This is a genomic window from Bacillus sp. DX3.1 (genome assembly GCF_030292155.1).
Classification (GTDB): Bacteria; Bacillota; Bacilli; order Bacillales; family Bacillaceae_G; genus Bacillus_A.
On the sequence record NZ_CP128160.1, the window covers coordinates 121973 to 139104 of the forward strand.

The 17132-nt window shown below is 36.1% G+C and carries 10 protein-coding genes and 9 pseudogenes; 11 read left to right on the plus strand and 8 right to left on the minus strand.

Annotation, left to right across the window (positions count from 1 at the left end):
- Nucleotides 1-156 precede the first annotated feature (156 nt).
- The 6 genes and pseudogenes from QRE67_RS27800 (at nt 157) to QRE67_RS27825 (ending at nt 5544) form a co-directional block, all read left to right on the plus strand.
- Nucleotides 157-837 (plus strand): helix-turn-helix transcriptional regulator, encoded by a 681-nt coding sequence (locus tag QRE67_RS27800; RefSeq protein ID WP_286125647.1) that lies wholly within the window; start codon nt 157-159, stop codon nt 835-837.
- A 62-nt stretch (nt 838-899) separates the two neighbouring features.
- A pseudogene (locus tag QRE67_RS27805) lies at nt 900-2178 on the plus strand (L-cysteine desulfidase family protein).
- A gap of 141 nt (nt 2179-2319) precedes the next feature.
- Nucleotides 2320-3009, plus strand: a complete 690-nt coding sequence (locus QRE67_RS27810) for a cation:dicarboxylate symporter family transporter (protein WP_286125648.1) — start codon at nt 2320-2322, stop codon at nt 3007-3009.
- Nucleotides 2958-3709 (plus strand): annotated as a pseudogene (locus tag QRE67_RS27815) (cation:dicarboxylate symporter family transporter). The gene QRE67_RS27810 and the pseudogene QRE67_RS27815 overlap by 52 nt, the downstream one beginning before the upstream one ends.
- Before the next feature lie 75 nt (nt 3710-3784).
- Nucleotides 3785-5118, plus strand: a pseudogene (locus QRE67_RS27820) (CoA-disulfide reductase).
- A gap of 45 nt (nt 5119-5163) precedes the next feature.
- Nucleotides 5164-5544 (plus strand): RidA family protein, encoded by a 381-nt coding sequence (locus QRE67_RS27825; protein ID WP_286125650.1) that lies wholly within the window; start codon nt 5164-5166, stop codon nt 5542-5544.
- 477 nt (nt 5545-6021) lie between these two features.
- Here the strand turns inward: QRE67_RS27825 and QRE67_RS27830 are convergent.
- Together QRE67_RS27830 and QRE67_RS27835 are read right to left on the minus strand one after the other, a co-directional pair.
- Nucleotides 6022-6228, minus strand: a pseudogene (locus tag QRE67_RS27830) (group I intron-associated PD-(D/E)XK endonuclease); the annotation flags it as partial.
- A pseudogene (locus QRE67_RS27835) lies at nt 6218-6433 on the minus strand (SPASM domain-containing protein); the annotation flags it as partial. The pseudogenes QRE67_RS27835 and QRE67_RS27830, both read right to left, overlap by 11 nt.
- Before the next feature lie 179 nt (nt 6434-6612).
- Here QRE67_RS27835 and QRE67_RS27840 point away from each other — a divergent pair.
- Nucleotides 6613-7352: pseudogene (locus QRE67_RS27840) on the plus strand (GntR family transcriptional regulator).
- Between the two features lie 269 nt (nt 7353-7621).
- Here QRE67_RS27840 and QRE67_RS27845 read toward each other — a convergent pair.
- Nucleotides 7622-7945 carry a hypothetical protein gene (locus QRE67_RS27845; protein ID WP_286125671.1) on the minus strand — a complete coding sequence of 108 codons (324 nt, stop codon included), beginning with the start codon at nt 7943-7945 and terminating at the stop codon, nt 7622-7624.
- A 146-nt stretch (nt 7946-8091) separates the two neighbouring features.
- The gene (locus QRE67_RS27850; protein ID WP_286125652.1) at nt 8092-8310 is read right to left on the minus strand and encodes a transposase; all 219 of its coding nucleotides are present in this window, start codon (nt 8308-8310) and stop codon (nt 8092-8094) included.
- A 679-nt stretch (nt 8311-8989) separates the two neighbouring features.
- On the opposite strand from QRE67_RS27850, the gene QRE67_RS27855 reads away from it, so the two are divergent.
- Entirely contained in the window at nt 8990-10378 is a 1389-nt protein-coding gene (locus QRE67_RS27855) for an MFS transporter (protein WP_286125653.1), read from the plus strand.
- Between the two features lie 338 nt (nt 10379-10716).
- Nucleotides 10717-11423, plus strand: a pseudogene (locus tag QRE67_RS27860) (IS6 family transposase).
- A gap of 44 nt (nt 11424-11467) precedes the next feature.
- Here QRE67_RS27860 and QRE67_RS27865 read toward each other — a convergent pair.
- The 4 genes and pseudogenes from QRE67_RS27865 to QRE67_RS27885 form a co-directional block, all read right to left on the minus strand.
- Nucleotides 11468-12115: a DUF4158 domain-containing protein gene (locus tag QRE67_RS27865; RefSeq protein WP_286125654.1), complete on the minus strand. Its 648-nt coding sequence runs from the start codon at nt 12113-12115 to the stop codon at nt 11468-11470.
- A gap of 163 nt (nt 12116-12278) precedes the next feature.
- Nucleotides 12279-12845 carry a recombinase family protein gene (locus QRE67_RS27870; RefSeq protein WP_286125655.1) on the minus strand — a complete coding sequence of 189 codons (567 nt, stop codon included), beginning with the start codon at nt 12843-12845 and terminating at the stop codon, nt 12279-12281.
- A gap of 160 nt (nt 12846-13005) precedes the next feature.
- A complete protein-coding gene (locus QRE67_RS29035) occupies nt 13006-14139 on the minus strand; it encodes a TnsB C-terminal domain-containing protein (protein ID WP_502874007.1) in 1134 nt (377 codons plus the stop codon).
- A 282-nt stretch (nt 14140-14421) separates the two neighbouring features.
- A pseudogene (locus QRE67_RS27885) lies at nt 14422-14975 on the minus strand (recombinase family protein).
- Between the two features lie 320 nt (nt 14976-15295).
- Between QRE67_RS27885 and QRE67_RS27890 the strand changes: the two are divergent.
- Together QRE67_RS27890 and QRE67_RS27895 are read left to right on the plus strand one after the other, a co-directional pair.
- A pseudogene (locus QRE67_RS27890) lies at nt 15296-16173 on the plus strand (oxidoreductase).
- Nucleotides 16157-16771 carry a TetR/AcrR family transcriptional regulator gene (locus QRE67_RS27895; RefSeq protein WP_286125656.1) on the plus strand — a complete coding sequence of 205 codons (615 nt, stop codon included), beginning with the start codon at nt 16157-16159 and terminating at the stop codon, nt 16769-16771. Before QRE67_RS27890 ends, QRE67_RS27895 begins: the two are co-directional and overlap by 17 nt.
- Nucleotides 16772-17132 lie beyond the last annotated feature (361 nt).

The following is a 17132-nucleotide window of genomic DNA, read 5'->3' on the forward strand; positions in this document are numbered from 1 at the left end:
CAATGCAAATATCTAGGGATAGAAAAAATGTTAAAAGGGTTCAAAAATGTTTTGTAATCGCTTACACATTGTGATACTATTAAATTGTAATAATAATTTATCATGATGATAAATTATTATTACAATTTAATACAGAGGGTATAGGAGTAATGAAGGATGAAGAATGAAACATTATTACAGCAATACTATCCGTTCGTTACATTTCTTTCGAAGGTAGTGGGAAGAAATTGTGAAGTCGTATTGCACGATTTATCAAGGCCGGAAAGTTCTATCATTGCTATTGAGAATGGGCATATAACTGGTCGTAAGATTGGGGACGCGCCTACAAACTTAGTGTTAAAGGTACTTCAAGAAAAAACATATTTAACGCGTGATTTTATCGCTAATTACAAAGCAGTAAATAAGGATGGAAAGGTCTTTCGCTCCTCTAGCTTTTTCATTAAGAATGATAAGAAAGAATTAGTGGGGATTCTATGTGTAAATGCTGATGTGGCACATTATGCAAAGGTAAAAGAGATGATGGATCAGTTTTTATCATTTTCTGATGAGATGGTTAATCTTGAAGCTAAACAAGCGGAAGAAGAGACACTTGCATTTGAGCAATTGCATGGAAAAGTGGAAGATGTTCTATCTGCAATTATTATTCAAACGATGGAAACATTTGACGTGCCTCCGGAGAGGCTGTCAGCGAAAGAAAAGATGAATGTTGTACGTGATTTACATGACCAAGGAACATTTCTATTAAAAGGAGGAGTATGTGAGGTGGCGAAAATGTTAAAAACATCTGAGCCAACTATATACCGTTATTTACAGAAGATTAAAGATGAAAACAATTAATTTTTTGCGAAAGCTTGTGCATTATTTCACATGATGGGCAGTTGAAAGACAGGGGGTAATTTGTGAACAAGAATAGTATGTTACGCGTGTTAGAGAAAGAATTAGTCGTTGCTTTAGGGTGTACAGAACCAGTGTCGATTGCGTTAGCCGCAGCTACTGCAAGAGATTATATGAAGGGCGACATACAGTCAATCGAAGTACTTGCAAGTACAAATGTCATTAAAAATGCAATGGCGGTTGGTATACCAGGAATGAGGGCTACTGGAATTGACTTTGTTGCTGCTTTAGGAGTGTTAGCAGGAGATAGCAAAAAGATTTAGAAGTGTTAGCCGGAATCTCAGAAGAAGATGAAGAACAAGCAATCTCTTTAGTAGAAGCGGGGAAAGTGTCTGTAGAATTAGCAGATACGTCTAAAAAGCTATACATTGAAGTGAAGTTTACGACAGACGAGGGATATGCAAGGGCTATTATTTATGATAATCACACATTTATCGCATTAGTAGAAGCGAATGGGGAGCTTGTTTATAAGAATGGATGTGGAAATACACACTTTGCCACTTCTGAAGAAGAACGTGATGAACTAACGATTCTAGAAATATATGAATTTGTTACGACTGTAGATGTAAAGGAATTGGCACTTGTAAAAAGAGTATTGAACTGAATCGTAATGTGGCACTAGATGGTTTGTCGAATGAATATGGCTTACAAGTTGGAAAAACATTAAAGGCAAATGTATTGAAAGGAATTCTATCAGATGATTTAACAACTCATGCGATGGCATTAGCAGCTGCTGGTTCAGATGCACGTATGGCCGGTTCGACAATGCCAGTAATGGCTAACTCAGGAAGTGGTAATCAAGGGATTGCCGTAACGATGCCTGTAGTAGCCGCAGGTGAGAAATTAAATGCTTCGGAAGAAGAGCTAATTCGTGCTGTTACGTTAAGTCATTTATTATCGATTTACATTAAAAATCAGTTTGGACGTTTGTCTGCACTTTGCGGTGTAACAGTTGCTGGTGCAAGTGCATCGGCTGCTATTACGTATTTATTAGGTGGAGATATTGAAAAGATAAAGTATGCAATCCAAAATACACTTGGAAATGTGACAGGGATGATTTGTGACGGAGCAAAAGCAGGATGTGCGATGAAAGTAGCAACTTGTTCAAGCGCAGCTGTACAATCTGCACTGTTAGCCTCACAAGGAATGTGTATCTCTGCTACAGATGGATTTATCGAAGCAGATGTTGAAAAAACAATTGAGAACTTTTGCCGATTAGGAAATGAAGGTTCATCGAATATGGATAAGATCATGCTAGAGATGATGATTAATAAAAGAAAATAGTAGTGATGTATCACCGTGGATGTTATTAATAATCAGTAGAGTCCATGTACATCCTACTGAATAAACTATAATCATACAGCAAACATTTCATTTGAAATTGTATTATCCGACCAATCTATAGGTTAGAAGGAGGAAGTATGTATGAATCTAGTATATATTGCAGTCAATATGGTTGTCATGTTAGTCATGTTAGGTATTTTATATCGAATGCAGAAAAAGTATGTTTCCTTCACAAAGCGGGTATTTACGGGGTTAGGAATGGGCATCGTCTTCGGTACCATTTTACAGATTGCATTTGACGGGAATTCATCCGTCGTTAAAACAACAACAGAGTGGTTTAATTTAGTTGGTGACGGTTATGTAGGATTCTTAAAGATGATCGTCATGCCACTTATTATGGTATCAATTATTTCAGCTATTACGAATTTAAAGTCTTCTAATGGCTTAGGGAAGATGTCAGGTTTTATTATAGGAATGTTAATTTTTACGACAATGATTTCAGCAGGTGTAGGTATCGCTTCATCGAACTTATTTAATTTAACTGCAGAGTCTATTCAAGCAGGTGATGCTGAGACTGCTAGAGGTGAACTTTTAGAGCAAAAATTAACAGAAGTAGAAAATCAAACAATTCCACAAAAGGTACTTCAATTTATTCCAACAAATCCGTTCTTAGATATGACAGGTGGCCGTCCAACATCGACATTAGGTGTTGTTATTTTCTCCGCTTTTGTTGGGGTAGCGGCACTACAAATAAAGCGAAAAAACCAGAACAAGCAGAGATGTTCAGTAAAATTATCAATGCATTGTATGCAGTCGTTATGCGTATCGTAACATTAATTTTACGCTTAACACCATACGGGGTATTAGCATTAATGACAAATACAATTGCTAAAACAAACGTAGATGGTCTCTTAAATTTATCTACATTTGTTATCGCATCCTACGTTGCAATCGCTGCAATGTTTATCATTCACGGATTATTAGTTTCGCTAGTTGGTTTAAATCCAATTACGTTTTTCAAAAAGCATTACCAACATTAACATTTGCTTTTACATCAAGAACTAGTGCGGGTTCTATTCCATTAAACATCGAAGCGCAAACACAAAAGCTAGGTATTAGCGATGGCGTTGCTAACTTCTCTGCTTCATTCGGAGCTTCCATTGGTCAAAATGGTTGCGCAGGAATTTATCCAGCAATGTTAGCAGTGATGATTGCACCGTCGGTTGGTATTAATCCGTTAGATCCTGCGTTTCTCTTTCAACTTGTTGTTATTGTAGCGATCAGTTCCTTTGGGGTAGCTGGTGTCGGAGGAGGAGCAACATTTGCGGCGTTAATCGTTCTTTCATCTATGAATTTACCTGTAGGATTAGCTGGTCTCTTAATTTCAATCGAGCCGTTAATTGATATGGGACGTACGGCTTTAAACGTAAGTGGTTCAATGACAGCTGGTGCCGTATCAGCGAAAGTACTAGGAGAAATCAATATGGATACGTATAACGATATCGATGTAGAAGAACAGCATATTGCATGAGAAAATAGAACAGATAATGGAGAATAAAAAATGCATCGTTCCTTTTATTCTCCTTCATGAAAGGAAGTAATAGAGATGAAAATTGTCATCATCGGTGGAGTAGCAGCTGGTATGAGCGCAGCCGCGAAAGCGAAACGTATCATGCCAGGTGCCGAAGTGGTTGTATATGAAAAAACGGATGTTGTGTCATTTGGTGCATGTGGGTTACCATATTTCGTTGGTGATTTCTTCCAAGACCCTAATGAGATGGTAGCAAGAACTGCAGAGAAATTCCGTGAAACTGGGATTGATGTGAGAGATAAGCATGAAGTTGTTTCGATTCAACCAGAGTCGAAGACATTACGAGTAAAAACCTTACAACGAACGAAGAGTTTGAAGATACATATGATCGTTTAATGGTTGCAACGGGAGCAAGTGCAGTAATCCCGCCAATCGAAAATGTTCGTCTCCAAAACGTGTTTACGTTAAAGAGTATGGAAGACGGTTTAGGCTTGAAAGAAGTAGCAATGAAAGAAGAGAACAAACATATCGTTGTGATCGGCGCAGGGTATATCGGTATTGAAGTAGTGGAGGCGATGAAGGAATTAGGGAAAGAAGTTCGCCTCATTCAACTTGCTGATCGTGTGCTATCTGATTCCTTTGACAAGGAAATTACGGATGTTATGGAGGAAGAGTTACGAGGACACGGTGTACATGTTCATTTAAAAGAAGCTGTGAAAGCATTTAACGGAACAGAAAAAGTAGAAGAAGTAGTAACAGACAAAGATAGTTACAAAGCAGACGTAGTTGTCATTGCAACTGGTGTACGTCCAAATACACAATTCCTACAAGATACAGGAATTGATATGCTTCGTAACAGTGCAATTAAGATTGATGAGCATGGAAGAACTTCTGTAGAGGATATTTATGCTGCTGGAGATTGTGCTTCGGTGTATCACCTTGTACGCGACGAGCATGTGTATATTCCACTAGCAACAACAGCGAATAAAATTGGTCGTATTGTTGGGGAGAATTTAGCTGGACTAAACAACTCATTCCCAGGTACGTTAGGATCTGCATGTGTGAAAGTCATGCATGTAGAAGCTGGACGTACTGGAATTTCAGAAGAAGAAGCGAAACGATTAAGTATCAGCTATCATACTGTCATTATTCGTGACAAAAACCAAACGAGCTACTATCCAGGTCAGGAAGATATTTTAGTGAAGCTCGTATACGATGCAGATACGAAAGTGATTTTAGGTGGTCAAATCGTCGGGAAGCAAGGTGCTGTATTACGTGTCGACGTATTAGTAGCAGTGATTGCGAAGAAGATGACAACAGAAGAGTTAGGTATGTTAGACCTTTGTTACGCGCCACCATTTGCTAGAACATGGGATGTATTGAATGTAGCAGGGAACGTAGCGAAATAAGTCGGATGTATATGTATAGTAAATGAATATAGGGAGGAATTTCAGATGGAAAAGAAAGTAGTATTTACAGAGAAGGCACCAGCAGCATTAGGTCCTTATTCACAAGCAATAAAAGTTAACGGGATGGTATACACTTCAGGACAATTAGGATTTGTTCCTGGAACGAGCGAACTATACACTACAGTAGAAGAGCAAACACACCAAGTATTTAAGAACTTACAAGCAGTATTAGAAGCAGCTGGTACTAGCTTAGACAAAGTTGTGAAAACATTAGTATTTTTAAGCGATTTTAATGATTTTGCGGTAGTGAACGAAGTATATGCACAGTATTTCGAAGGCGACTTCCCAGCACGTAGCTGTGTGGAAGTATCACGCTTAGTGAAAGATGCGCTAGTAGAAATCGAAGTAATTGCGATTGCTGAATAATTCAACATATGAAAGTGGAATAGACTGTTCCAAAAGCCCTTTTAAACGACTAAAACCCACAGAGTTGAACTGCACCCCAATTGTTAGACACAATTAATAATTGGAGGTGTAGTTTTTTGGAAAAATTTTCATTAGAAGATAAACTAGGGGTCCCAGTCACATCGCTATCAAGCTAAGCTCATGCAACGTCAATTATAGGAGTGAGTGTTTTTTCTAAAGACTATGTATAGATGATTTAAAGATTTGCATACGAAATAAACCCTATCGGGTTTCATTTTTTTGAATTAAGCCGCTTGGTTATCAGACATGGTACAATTGTAAACGACACCTAATATATCAAGGACGGTTTTCTTCTCATAGGGGTACCGCCCCATCGCCATCAAGTTAAGAAATTCTTTATGCCCAAAAACGAAAAAAATAAGATGCACCCTTATAAATAACTAACTGTAGAGAAACAAAATTTTTGTTTAGGGTCTACTAAAAAATCTTAACTTGATGGGCATGGGAATCAATCCTTAAACTGCTTGATTTATGAAATAACTTCGGATTAAAATAATAGCATAAATCAGTTTGAGGACAATATATACAATAAATATCTACTTTCCCTTTATCTACATTATTTATAGCTACCCCAGTTGTAGTGGAATAACTAGAGCGCAATCTGACTTCAAGAATCCCCTTCAGTAATATCCGAAAATAAAGCATCGGTAATATTTTCAGGATTGATAATACCCTCACCTTCTAAACAACAAGGGATAACTGTTCCGTTTGCTAAAATACCTGCTTGATTTCGAAGGTCATAACAGAAGTCCTTCCCATCATCCTCTTCTTCATGTAACGCAAGCCACTGAAATTCGTAATCTTGATTAATGAAGATGTGGTCCGCAATATCGTTCATCTTCAGTTTGAGTGACAAATACACCTAGTGCAAATTATAATGAATTTTTGAAAGCGTATTAATTTACGCGGAAAAGTAAGCTACAATAGAAAAAGAAAATAAACTACTATAAAACGAGAAGAAATAGAATTTATCGTCATGAATTTGAAAAACTATAGGGGTATAAGAAAATGAACAATAAACTTCATGAACTCAATAAACAAAAAAACCACTATTCGTTATTGTGTATGACCAATTGTATAAATTAATCACGGATGGAACATTCCCTCTAGGCAGTCAACTTCCAACAGAACCCGAATTGGCCAAGATATTTGGTGTGAGCAGAATGACATTAAGACATGCTTTGGCGCTTTTACAAGAAGATGGATTGGTTAAAAATATCCATGGAAAAGGAAATTTCATTACAAGATTTCATCATAATGAAAGTAGCGATGGCTTAGAGAAGCTGGGGAATCCCTTATATAAATGCTATACGGGAAAAATAGATGATATCGAACTTAATTTCCGAATTGACCTAGTAACGGACTATGCAATGCAAGTATTAAATCAACAAATGACTGCAGTGGTTGCGTTGGAACGCTGGTATAAAAATCACGATAAGATAGTAGCTTTTGCTTTTACTATGATGCCAATAGAAGCCGTTTCCAAATTGAACCTTGACTTACATAACGAGAAGCAGGTATTGGAAATGTTGGAGGAGAAAGTATATGAACTGGCTAACTCCTCTACCATTGAAATTAAACGTTCTAATTCCGCCAATACTCCGTCATTAAAATACCAAATTTTCCACGGGGAGGAATTTGATTTAATTTTAGAAAGTGTATATATCAGCGACAAATACCCTGTGGTTTATAATAAATACTATATACCAATAGAATTTAGTCAAATTAGGATTAAAGCATCTAAATAATCGAATGAATAATCCATTATCTCTTAGAAATTTCCATTCGTGGAGAGCTATAAGCGATAAAGTTCTATATTTAATTTGGAAGAATCTGCCTCAAAAGTTCCTTTAAATGACTAAAACCCACGTAGAAAATAAATTTTCTACGTGGGTTTTGTTGTTTTGGAAGTTTTGCTCTCAAACAAGTGCTTCTTTTCCGCTTGTTTGGGGAAGTTGTATGCTATGGCGACCAGCCCAAATTCAATCGTTACCTTCACCAATCCTCTTAGCGAGAATCAACGGAACGACCGATTGCCTTTGATATGACCGAACACACTTTCTTTTTCTCTTTTTGCTCCCTTATCTTGTTCCTGTTCTACTTCCGTTTTCGCTTGTTCCACCTGTTTTTCTACTTGTTTTACCACTTGTGCTAATTGTTCAGAGGTGACCTTTCGAATAGGTTTTTCTGAACTCACTAGTAATTGTTTATCCAGTTCAATCGCTTCTTCAATGTATTGAAATGTGCGCTGAATATTGTGTTGGAGCTTTTCGTTGTCTGTCGCTTTTTTCCATATGAAAGAATACTTATTGGCATTCGCTTCAATTTTTGTTCCGTCCAAAAAGTATTTCTCCATAGATATATAATTTTGTTTCAATAACAGTTGAATTAATTCTGTGAAAAGGGGTTCAATCCTATCCTTCATTCTTTCGGAACGGAAACGATTGGTTGTCCGAAAATCGGGCGTTTGTTGCCCAGATAGCCACATCATTGGTAGGTGTTCTCGTAATGATTTGGCAATATCACGACAAGAATAGATTTTTGGGTATACGCATAGAGGATTACCTTCGTCATCATTTTGGGATGATAAGAGCTACGACCGCCACCTTGATAACGAGAGAAGAATAAGTCATCACTTACTTGTTCCACTATGTCATGGATCACTCTTACCACATAATCTTCTGGGATTAAATCGCTATAGTCCATTGGTAGAATTAACCGACCCATGTTATTAATGAATGAAAGTAGCTGAATGGTTACTCATAAAAAAATCGTCTCCTATTTTTTGTTTGTGTGGTTACTTACAATTATAATGGGTGGGCGATTTTTTTGTAACAAAAAAGACAAATTCCAAAAGAAAGATGGGTTGTGAGCAAAGGAAAGGTATGATATCCTTTTCATTGTTCAGATGCATACAAGTTTTTAGACAACTATACAATATTGTATATCCCAAAGAGTCATCATGCATCGTCATGAAAGCGCAATCAAAAGGTAAGATGTTTTTGGTTGTTCATGAAAATGCGTCCTTGTAAGCATCATAAGAAGGAAAGGTATGATATCCTTTTCAATATTCAGGTGCATACAAGTTTTTAAATAACCAGATAATATTATATAGTTCAAGGAGTTATGATGCATCATCATGAAAGCGCAATCAAAAAATAAAATGTTTTTGGTTGTTTATGAAAACGTTTCCTTTTTAAACACCATAAGAAGGAACGAACAAAAATGGGTACAACTGTGCACAAGGAAGCCCCGCATATGAAACAAAAGGTGTAGAAATTACTGAAACCATCCTTTTACAAAAGGATCAATTGGTAGTTAAAGGCCAGACAATCATGACTCAGGAAGACAATTCCCTGAATAACAAGAAAAGAGGAATATAGCTATGTCTATAATTAATGAAGATGTGAGCATGAAGAAAACTCAGGAATATAGTGCTAAGAAAGCAGTGCCCGTTACCTTACTGTTATTTCTATTATGTTTGATAATTGACAATTCGTTTAAGATTATTTCTGTTGACATGGCAAAGGATTTTCACATTTCAGTGACAACAGTTAGCTGGCAAGCAACCCTAGCTGGCCTTGTAATTGGAATTGGGGCAGTGGTTTACGCAGCTTTAGCGGATTCCGTTAGTATCAGAAAACTTTTTAGCATTGGTATTATTTTAATATGTGTCGGTTCAGCCATGGGGTATATTTTTCAACACTCGTTTTTACTAGTTGTTATCTCACGAATTATCCAAACTGCCGGTTTAGCATCAGCTGAAACCTTATATGTGATATTTGTAACAAAACATTTACCTGCAAATGAACAAAAGAAATTTTTAGGATTAAGTACAAGCAGTTTTGCTCTTTCACAGCTTATAGGTGCATTAACTGGAGGTTATGTTTCAACATATTTCCATTGGACAACTCTGTTTTTACTTTCTTTAGTAACACTTTTCACCCTTCCTTTTATTTTAAAGTATCTTCCTAAGGAAGAAGCGAAAAACAGTAATGTAGATGTAGTAGGATTATTTCTAGTTGGATCCATTTCAGCATCCCTACTACTATATATTACCGATTTCAATTGGATTTACCTTCTCTTGTTTATTGTTGCAATTACCTTGTTCCTTACTTATATCAACAAGAACTCAAAAGCTTTTATCGGAATATCATTCTTTCAAAATAAACAGTTTATCTCATTGCTTGGAGTTGCTTTTATAATTTACTCTGTACAGTTAGCATATATTTTCTTATTTCCATTCTTACTTGAAAAGATTTATGGTTTGAAGCTAGATACCATTTCACTATTATTGATTCCAGGCTATATAGCAGCTACTATAATCGGGGCTCTTTCTGGAAAAGTTGCGAAGATTATGGGAAGCAGGCAATGTATTACAATCGCTATGTCTAGCATTATGGTCAGCTTACTATTAGGCGGATTCTTTGTAAAAACTTCTGTTGTTGTATTCATAATATCCATGATTTTATTCTCTAGTTCATTTGCATTCATGTATGCACCATTACTTGATTCTTGCATTTGTACGATTGAGAAAGAAAAAACAGGAACAGCAATCGGATTTTATAATTTAACACTTAATGTCGCTATGTCAATCGGAATTGCCTATACAGCCGCAATGATGGACCATTCCGCAATGAGAAAAAATTTCCTCGGGATTATAAGCAATCCGGATGCTTCCATGTTTAGTAATATCCTATTCATTCTCGTACTCATTACCCTTTTTAGTTTATCTCTGTACTGGGTATTAGTAGGACGAAAAGCGACAAAATAGATTTATAAAAACCTTAAAATGATTATTTCATGTTAGAACCCCATCCCCCATCGCTATCAAGCTAAGGTTTTACACTACCCATAAAGCCAAAAGACGTTATCCTTTCTGTAGAATTATAAGAAAGGATGGCGTTTCTTTAGGTTCTGGTGCAAAAACTCTAAGACTCTTGTAAGTAATCTCCTAAACTTGGAAATACTAATACTAGTACTCTAAAAAAGGGCGTGTTCAGTATGGGGTAGCACCACAGGTTCTGGTGCAAAAACTTCAGGACAATTGCAACGAATCTATAAATCTTGGACATACTGATACTATTACTCTACAAAAGGTGTGTGATCAGTATGGAAAAGGAAAATGTATTCAAATGGAAGCATTACCAGCCTGAGATTATCCTTCTTACAGTGAGATGGTACCTACGGTATAATCTCAGCTTTCGTGATTTGGTGGAAATGATGGAGGAACGGGGCTTATCCATTTCTCATACAACGATTATGCGTTGGGTTCATCAGTATGGTCCTGAATTGGACAAACGAATTCGTCGTCACCTCAAGCAAACAAATGACTCGTGGAGAGTCGATGAAACATATATCAAAGTAAAAGGTCAATGGATGTACCTGTACCGTGCTGTTGATTCGAAAGGAAACACAATCGATTTTTATCTAAGTAAATCAAGAGATAAACAAGCAGCCAAGCGCTTTTTCAAGAAAGCCTTGGCTTTTTCGTACGTTTCTAAACCTCGCGTGATAACAGTGGATAAGAACCCTGCCTACCCTGTAGCGATTCAAGAGTTAAAAGAAGAGAAACATATGCCTGAAGGTATACAACTAAGGCAAGTTAGATATCTCAATAATATAGTAGAACAAGACCACCGTTTTATTAAGAAACGTGTGCGTTCTATGTTGGGATTCAAGTCTTTTGACACAGCTACATTCATTCTTTCGGGAGTAGAAGCCATGCATATGATTAAAAAGAACAGATTGATTTACGGGATCAGTCTGTCCAAAATCAGAAAGAATTCATCCATCAATTGTTTGGGCATGCAGCATAAGATACGTTTCCGCTAGGAATATATACGCTTTATTCTCTTTTATTTTATCTTTGCACCAGAACCCAGCGCCTTAATTGATATAAGGTGGGACGTCCAGGATCTTGTTTCACTACATTCCAATCAGAATAAGTAGAACATTCCCTACTCTGAAACAATTGATCTATCTTTTGTTTTTCTTCAATCGTTAAAGCATCTGCTATGCATTGATATAAAGTACGATATGCTTCAGCATGTACGTGGTCTACAGCTCTTGTGAGTGTACTAAAAGCAGGAAGCTCATAGCTATGCTTGACTAATTCATCAATTGCAATATTAATGATATCGCTCTTTTCGTCCTTTTCCAATACAGATGTTTTCATAATATTAAACATAATTTGACGAGCTTGGTCATTAAATATTTTAGCTCGACGATATTCACGAATCATAGCGATTTGACGAATTCCTGTACCAGAACGATGATAAGAACTCCACTCTTCTCGCTCTGGTAGATCAAGCCTTGCTTTTCTCGCAATATGTTCAATAATAATTGGTGGAGTATCTCTGATTGGAAGAAAATAATTTAGACATTGGAATGTTTTTAACATTGTTAATAGACCCAACTGCGAAAACGAGTTACGTGCTTTCTGTTTTGCCCATGAAATTTCACTAGGTGTGGGTGAAAAAGTTTTTCTAATTCTGTAAAAGTTGGACAACTTTTTAATCTGGGATAAGCTGTTTCTTGCATACTAACCATAACGTGTCTCCTTTATTAACTAAATGAAATCTTATAGGCTTAATGACAAGGTAGCTGCTCTAGTCTGTAGTGTTTTTCCATTAAAAGTAAAATGCGATTTAATACCATGGTTTGAAATTGATTTAAGTGTCTTGCTCTTTTTTCAATTGTCGCTTAGCTCTTGTAAGCGTACTTTTCGAAATACCAGTCTTTTCTTCTACTTCTTTATAAGAATGATTGTTGAGGAGTGATAAGGCGTGTTCGATTTGTTTCTTTTGATATTTTTTAGGTCGCCCTTCCCTAAAGTCGGCCCGTAATTTAGCAAGTGCTTTTCCCTCTTGAGTTCTTTCGACAATCATATCACGTTCAAATTCTGCAAACGCACTCATAATGTTAAAAATAAGTCTTCCAGTTGGAGTATTTTCAACTAAGCCCATATTTAAAATATGCACTTTTACTCCTTTTTCAAATAGATTCTCAATCGTATGAATCCCGTCTACTGTTGACCTTGCAAAACGATCCAATTTCGTAACAATTAAAGTATCGCCCTCCTTTAATTGGGACAATAATTTTTGAAATTCTGGCCGATCTGTTTTTGTTCCAGTAAATTTTTCAGAATAAACACAATCACAATTTTCTTTTTCTAATGCTGCTATTTGATTTTCTAAATCTTGATTCAAAGTAGATACTCTTGCATAACCATATTTCACTAAAATGCACCTCTTTTTCACTTCACTTATGACTATAAGTTATGACACTAGCTAACACCCTTATGTAAATTTAGGAGATAAATTGCACTTGTTTTAAGTGCTATTTTGCACTATAGGTAAACATAAAAAAGCTATCAATTCCATGATAGCTTTTTTATGTTTATTTAATTCCGATAACCAAACTATCTCGTGCAGCTTCCACTACTTCAGTAGAAATAGTATTAAGATGATTAATCTCAAGTATTCTCTCAATCTGAGTGAAAAGCCTCTGTATAAGTCTGAAGTTTCCTCCAGTAATTTTAATGATACTTGTAATTGCTTCGTAATCAGAAAAATCTTCAAGTTTTATAGAAAGCCCTAGCTCTTTCCATTTATACTCTAAAATATGATGCGTTTCATCCTTACTTAGTTTATCGAATTCGTGAGCAAAACCAATTCTAGAATAAAGTTGAGGATATCGAGCTAATCGTTTCTCTATACCAGGCATTCCAATTAATATCATAGCTAGGTCATTACGGTCATAAATATCCCTGAGTTGTTCTAAATTTTGAAGTTTTAATCGATCAATTTCATCAACAATAATCAAGTCGATACCTTCATAAGCATTAGTAGTATACTCTTCTTCGCCTCTATTAATCATTTTATACATAGTTCTAACCAAGTTTATTCTAGTTCCAATAGTATAAATATCATCCGTCATTTTAGTAGCACGTACTGCTGGAGCTGTATAAAAAATACTTCTTGTTTCGAGTATCTTTTCATCTGCATTTAATCCGATTTCATTTGCTTTTTTATAAGCTACTTGTTCTAAATGATTGGATGTAAAATCACTACCATGATCGGTATAAAATTGTTCAGGGATTCCACAGATTATCCAATCCGAATTTTGTTTATGCCAAATCCCTTGATGCAAAGTAAGAGCTGTTTGAGTCGCAGAAGGTGCTTGAAAGGTTAAAAAATAGCCAGCAACTGCTCGGCTATAATCATCCAAAATAATAGTCAGCCAAGGACGTTCAGGTTTTCCCTTTTCATTCAGTACAAGTATATCGAGTAGCGTATGGTCTGCTTGCCAAATTTCATTAGGGTAGCTTGCTTCCCTTCTATGAATCAAATCATATTGATTTTCATAAGCTTTTTGACCATCATGTGCTAAATTTTTTAAGCTTTGCGAAAGAGACTGTGCTATCTTATATACTTGATAATAACTAGGTTGCTTCCAACTTTGTTGCTGACAATGCTCGCAAATCATTCGATGAATAGATGTCAGTGAATTTTTTCGGTGTTTTAAAATCATTTGTTCAATTGTCACGATAACTTCTGAATCTAGTTGAATTTTCCCGGAATCACTTCGTGTTTTTCGGATCAAGCCTTTTAATCCAAATTTTTCATAGTTTCGAATCCAATATCGTAGTGTTCTCTTGGCGATACCAGTTTCTTCTACAATAGCAATTAAGTTTTTTCGGAGCGTAGGTAGGGTGCAATAACTTGATACTTAATCATTGCTGCTTGACGTTGTTCTGATGAATAGGCTGTTAAAGGTAAAGGTTCATTTTGCATTAATACCAACCTTTCCGATTTATTGTCTGTCTAAATAGCGATAAATTGTAGTGCGAGATACACCCCACTTTTCTGCGACATCTTTGATAGGTGTACCACTTTCAATTAGGGATTTCATCATTTCTATGTCTTTCAACCCGAACTTCTCTGGTCTGCCACCGAGCCTTCCTCTTGCTCTAGCTGCTGCTCGACCGGCAGCTGATCTTTCTTCTATTAAATTACGTTCAAATTCAGCAAAAGCAGCGAATAAGTGAAACATCAATTGTCCTGTTGCATTACTTTTGTCCATTGTTAGGTTTTCTTGAAGACTATGAAAACCAATACCACGTTTATTTAAGTTATTCACAATTTTGATCAAATCTTGCATGTTGCGTCCTAGGCGATCCAATCGCCAAACTACAATTGTATCGCCTTCACGTGCATAATGAATTGCTTCCTCTAAACCAGGACGTTGTTTTTTGTTCCACTCATTTTATCGTGGAAAATCTTCTTACAACCATATTGAGTTAGTGCATCTGTTTGTAAATCTAAATTTTGTAATCCTGTAGATACACGTGCATATCCAATTAACACCAATTATCACTCTTTCTAATTTTTACTCTATTCCCATTGTAACATAAGATAGAAACATATTGGTTATTGAACATAGAATAATGAACAGAGTTTTATTACATATAAGACAATAAAAAACGCCTCTTTTAAATCAAAAAGAAGCGTGTTCAGAAAAGGACGAGTTTCTTAACAAAGACTCAACATAAATTATGTGGATTCCGTTTTCATCCACAACGTAAGAACTGGTGTGTGAAAACCTTTCTCTGGCATTTTTGATAAATACCGTATACAATACTAAACGTTTAGTTTACTATATAATTATAAGTAAAAATTCCTAAAAAATGGAGGTATGCACATTGGAAAAGGAAAACATTGTATATAATAGGGTCTGGTTCATTACTGGAGCTTCAAAAGGATTTGGACGTGCATTAGTTGAGGCAGCACTTGAACAAGGTGATATGGTAGTAGCTACAGCACGTAAACCAGAAATTTTAGCACAATCTTTTCAAGATAATAATCATTTATTAATCCTGCCTTTAGACGTAACGAATTCTTATCAAATCCAAGAATCAGTCGAAAAAGCCATTGGAAAATTTGGGCATATTGATATTTTGGTCAATAATGCCGGGTATGGACTGTTAGGCGCAGTGGAAGAAGCGAACCCAGAGGAAGTAAAACAAGTATTTTCTACTAATGTTTTTGGTTTGCATGCTGTAACACAAGCTGTCTTACCCCATCTTCGATCCCAAAGGTCCGGTCATATTATCAATATCTCTTCAGTTGGTGGATTTTCAGGTTCTATAGGATGGGGAATCTATAATTCCACTAAATTTGCAGTGGAAGGATTATCGGAAGCGTTATCGTTAGAAGTGAAACCTTTAGGTATTCACGTTACCATTGTCGAACCAGGAATGTTTCGTACTGATTTTCTTGCAAGTTCTATGCGTTCTGTTAATACAGTTATTAAAGATTATACAAATACTTCAGGACAAACACGAGAAACGGCTAATGAAAGTAACGGTAATCAGCCTGGTGATCCTAAAAGGCAGCTTCAGCTATCTTGAAGGTTGTTGCAGCTGATGATCCACCACTAAGACTTGTTTTGGGGCCTGATTCCCTAAAGCGAATAAAAACAAAACTTGAACAAGTCAAAACAGATTTAAATAATTGGCAAACTGTCACATTAAGCACAAATATAGAGGATGAACAAATTGGTTAATTACGAGGTAAAACAGTCAAATTCTGAGCATAAGCGAGGGAGACCCCGCAGCAATAAAGTAAGTGAGCGTATTCTGAAAGCTACTATTGAACTTTTGTTTGAAGAAGGACTTCGGAAAACAACTGTTGATGAGATTTCTGCCCGTGCTGAGGTTAGCAAAGCAACTATTTATAAGTGGTGGCCAAACAAGAATGTAGTTTCAATAGATGCTTTTCTATTTAAAATGGAAGCAGAGGTTAAAATACCTGATACTGGATCTGTACGTGAAGATTTTTTACAACAGTTACTTTCAGTTATGCGGTTTTATAAAAGTCCTATTAGTAAGGTGTTTACCCAACTCATTGCTGAAAGTCAATACGATCCTCATATAGCTACCATATTTCGCGAACGGTTCCTAGTCAGTCGACAAAATGCTGTGCAAGTTATGTTGCAGCGGGGATTTGATCGCAACGAGATTCGAAACGATATAGACTCTAAAATTATCATTGATTTAATTTATGGGCCTATGATATATCGACTTCTTACAGGACATGCACCTTTGGACGACAACCTTGCAAAATCGATTGTTGATGTGGTGATAAAAGGGATAAGAGTATAATCTTTATATCTTGATAGAACACACCGTTCGATGCTTCGAGCGGTGTATATTTTATTTTGTTACCATTCATTAACAATTAATTAAGAGTTTTGGATGTAGCTTTAAAATAAAGTTTGATTAAAAGTTTCACAAGAACATTGATTTAATCATCAATAAAAAGAATCCATCTTGAAAAAAGTTTGATCAAAATGGATTCTTTGCATGTGAATACATATACAGTTTTTATAAAAAAGTTCAATCAATTTGTTTACCTTTATTGAACAAAAGCCCTCGTTAGTTTAAGTAGAATACTTCACAAACTTTAGTTAGTCTCACCCAACTTAGTTTTGTGGACTACGGATACAGTGAACTTTGTATAACA

Bases quoted from the DNA above. Each gene is read 5' to 3' on its own strand.
- QRE67_RS27800 (WP_286125647.1), top strand. From the start codon at position 157: ATGAAGAATGAAACATTATTACAGCAATACTATCCGTTCGTTACATTT.
- QRE67_RS29035 (WP_502874007.1), bottom strand. From the start codon at position 14,139: ATGATTTTAAAACACCGAAAAAATTCACTGACATCTATTCATCGAATG.
- QRE67_RS27850 (WP_286125652.1), bottom strand. From the start codon at position 8,310: ATGGACTATAGCGATTTAATCCCAGAAGATTATGTGGTAAGAGTGATC.
- QRE67_RS27825 (WP_286125650.1), top strand. From the start codon at position 5,164: ATGGAAAAGAAAGTAGTATTTACAGAGAAGGCACCAGCAGCATTAGGT.
- QRE67_RS27855 (WP_286125653.1), top strand. From the start codon at position 8,990: ATGTCTATAATTAATGAAGATGTGAGCATGAAGAAAACTCAGGAATAT.
- QRE67_RS27810 (WP_286125648.1), top strand. From the start codon at position 2,320: ATGAATCTAGTATATATTGCAGTCAATATGGTTGTCATGTTAGTCATG.
- QRE67_RS27895 (WP_286125656.1), top strand. From the start codon at position 16,157: ATGAACAAATTGGTTAATTACGAGGTAAAACAGTCAAATTCTGAGCAT.